This window comes from Brevibacterium sp. AGC70, assembly GCF_057334195.1.
On sequence record NZ_JBHFIH010000018.1, the window covers coordinates 122,613 to 125,430 of the forward strand.

The window sequence follows — 2,818 nt, forward strand, 5'->3', positions numbered from 1 at the left end:
GGCTGGCCCTGATGGGTCAGCCACCTGGGCCCGGCATCGCTTTGCGGACCGAGGCAGGGTCAGGCGGACTGCCCGGACTGCCCGGACTGCGCGGTCACATTCGATGCGGTCACAGCCTGTGGCTCCCCGGCTGCTGATTGCTGCCCGGCATCCGCCGCGGTTGAACTGCGACGCAGCTCCCCGCCCCGGCTGAAACCGGCGATGACGAGAACGACGAGGCCGACGGCTGTGACCAGAGACCCTGCCCACAGCGGAGATGCGTAGCCGAGGCCGGCGGCGATGGTGATTCCGCCGATCCAGGCACCAAAGGCGTTGCCCACGTTGAAGGCCGCGATGTTGGCTCCCGATCCCAGCGTCTGAGCCTCTTTGGAGTGACGCATGATGCGCATCTGCATTGCCGGGACTGTGGCGAAGCCGAATGCGCCCATGAATACCAGTGCGATGATCGTCGCGATCTGGCTTCCGGCGACCTGGGAGAACACAGCCAGGATGATGACGAGTCCGATGAGCAGGGTGATCAGCGTGGCCCCGAGGCTCTTGTCTGCGGCCCGTCCCCCGAGGAAGTTGCCGATGAACAGTCCGACTCCGAAGAGGACGAGAAGCCAGGGCACCGATGAGCTGGCAAATCCCGAGACCCCCGTCAACGTGAATGCCATATAGCTGAAGGCGCCGAACATTCCCCCGTAGCCGAGGATCGTGATGAGAATCGATGCCCATACCTGCCCGGACCGGAAGATCCGGAACTCGCCGAGGATGCTGCCGGTGCCGCGCGCCTGTGCAGCGGTCGCCGGGATGAGAAGGACGATGCCGACGAGCGCGATGACCCCGATGATGGAGATCACCCAGAATGTCGATCGCCAGCCGGCGGCCTGACCGAGGAAGGTGCCCAGAGGTACGCCGAGAACGTTGGCACTGGTGAGACCGGCGAACATCATTGAAATCGCAGCTGCTTGGCGATTTGGTGCCACGAGGCCGGCGGCGACGACGGAGCCGATACCGAAGAAGGCGCCGTGGCAGAGCGCGGCGACGATTCGACCGATCATCATCATGTCGTAGCTCGGGGCGAGAGCGGAGAGGACATTGCCGATGATGAACAGAACCATGAGCACGACGAGTGCGACCTTGCGGTTGACGCGGGTCAGAGCCACAGTGATGAGGATGGCGCCGACGGCGACAGCGAGGGCATATCCCGAGATCAGATAGCCGGCGACGGTCTCGGAGACCCCGAAATCGGCGGACACCTCGGGCAGCAGTCCCATGATGACGAACTCCGTGAGTCCGATTCCGAACCCGCCGATGGCGAGAGCGAGAAGTGCGAGTGGCATGGTGTGTAACTCCCTTCGCGCCAAGATGGCGGACCATCTCGGCGCGTGTGCAATAGAAGGCGTATGCAGTAGTTGCAAACGCAACTGTATAAATACTTGCACACGCGTTCTATCCGCGCAAGTGGTGTATTCTGTGATGAAGACGATCCGAAGGAGAGACACATGGGCATCAGAGATGACGCAGTCGAGATCCGGTCTCGTGGCTGGCGTACTCTTGCTGCTCTGCACGCATTGATCGAGGCCGAGCTGGAGCGCTCTCTGCAGCGCGAGCATCAGCTTTCGGTCGTCGAATATACGGTCCTGGACGCACTCAGCCGGCAGGACGGCTGGCACATGCGGATGCGGCAGCTGGCCCGTGCGGCAGCCCTGTCGAGCAGCGCCACGACGCGTCTTGTCACCCGTCTTGAGGATCGCGGACTTCTGACAAGGATCCTCTGCGATGACGACCGTCGGGGAATCTACACCGAACTCACCGAGTCCGGATGGAAACTGTTCGCCGCCGCCCGCCCGACGCATGATCGGGTTCTCGAAGCGGCGCTGGCCGATGCCGTAGAAGTGCCGGAGCTGAAGCCTTTGGTCACTGCTCTGCACTCCGAGGTGGCCCAGGCTTAGGCTGCTCCGTGCGCGGACATCCGGGCCGATGAGAGTCGGCACTGTGTTCACGTCGGGCGTGCGGGAGTAGTGTGTCCGACACAGTTCGGAATCAGGAGCGGCTCATGGACACTCAGATCCTTCCCGCCACAGCAGAGCGCTTCGATGACGTGGAGACGATGCTCGGACCCAAACGCGGCCCCGATGCCATCGCCTGCTGGTGTCTGACCTATCGGCTCGGCGGCAGAGCGTCCTCCAGGCTCGATGCTGTCGACAGGAGGGACGCCGTATACGATCTGTGCTCCCAGTCGCCATCACCGGGGATTCTGGCCTATCTCGAGGATGAGGTCGTCGGGTGGTCTTCGGTGGCACCTCGCTCACAGGTTGCAGAACTGGCCGATCCCAAGAAGTATCCGAGAGTCGATGATGTCGAACCCTGGTCGATCTTCTGTCTGCGTACACGCGGAGGGAAGCGACGGCAAGGAATCGGGCAGCAGATTCTCCGGGGAGCAATCGATTTCTCCTGGGCCAACGGCGCCGAGGTGATCGAAGGCTACCCGCTCGACACCACGGAGAAACTGGCACCGATCTTCACCTATCCCGGTCTGCGGTCGATGTTCGAGAAGGAAGGATTCACGAAGGTCGCCGACACCGATTCCGAGGTGGGAGGCGCGAGGCGCGTAGTGATGCGGCTGGAGTCCGCGTGAGCAGCAGAACCCTCGCTCTTGCGTCCGATTGCGCAGTCAGCGTCTGAGCGGGTAATATCGGCCTGTACTCCGGGGGTATGGCGCAATTGGTAGCGCACCTGCTTTGCAAGCAGGGGGTTAGGGGTTCGAGTCCCCTTACCTCCACTCGAGAAGCTATTGAGACAGCACTCGTAAAAGAAGATCCCGCCGACAGCG

General features: G+C 62.6%; 3 protein-coding genes and 1 tRNA gene. 3 read left to right on the top strand and 1 reads right to left on the bottom strand.

The genetic code is table 11. The features are described from left to right. Positions 1-59: 59 nt before the first annotated feature. Positions 60-1,325, bottom strand: a complete 1,266-nt coding sequence (locus ACE03M_RS15875) for an MFS transporter (RefSeq protein ID WP_485934992.1) — start codon at positions 1,323-1,325, stop codon at positions 60-62. A 162-nt stretch (positions 1,326-1,487) separates the two neighbouring features. Here ACE03M_RS15875 and ACE03M_RS15880 point away from each other — a divergent pair, with 162 nt between their 5' ends. The 3 genes from ACE03M_RS15880 to ACE03M_RS15890 all read left to right on the top strand — a co-directional run bounded on the left by ACE03M_RS15880 (position 1,488) and on the right by ACE03M_RS15890 (position 2,767). Beyond that, the gene (locus ACE03M_RS15880) at positions 1,488-1,937 is read left to right on the top strand and encodes a MarR family winged helix-turn-helix transcriptional regulator (RefSeq protein WP_485934994.1); all 450 of its coding nucleotides are present in this window, start codon (positions 1,488-1,490) and stop codon (positions 1,935-1,937) included. A gap of 104 nt (positions 1,938-2,041) precedes the next feature. Next, on the top strand, positions 2,042-2,623 hold the full coding sequence (locus ACE03M_RS15885) for a GNAT family N-acetyltransferase (RefSeq protein WP_143922751.1): 582 nt from the start codon (positions 2,042-2,044) through the stop codon (positions 2,621-2,623). Positions 2,624-2,694: 71 nt separating this feature from the next. Continuing rightward, a tRNA-Ala gene (locus ACE03M_RS15890) sits at positions 2,695-2,767 on the top strand. Positions 2,768-2,818 lie beyond the last annotated feature (51 nt).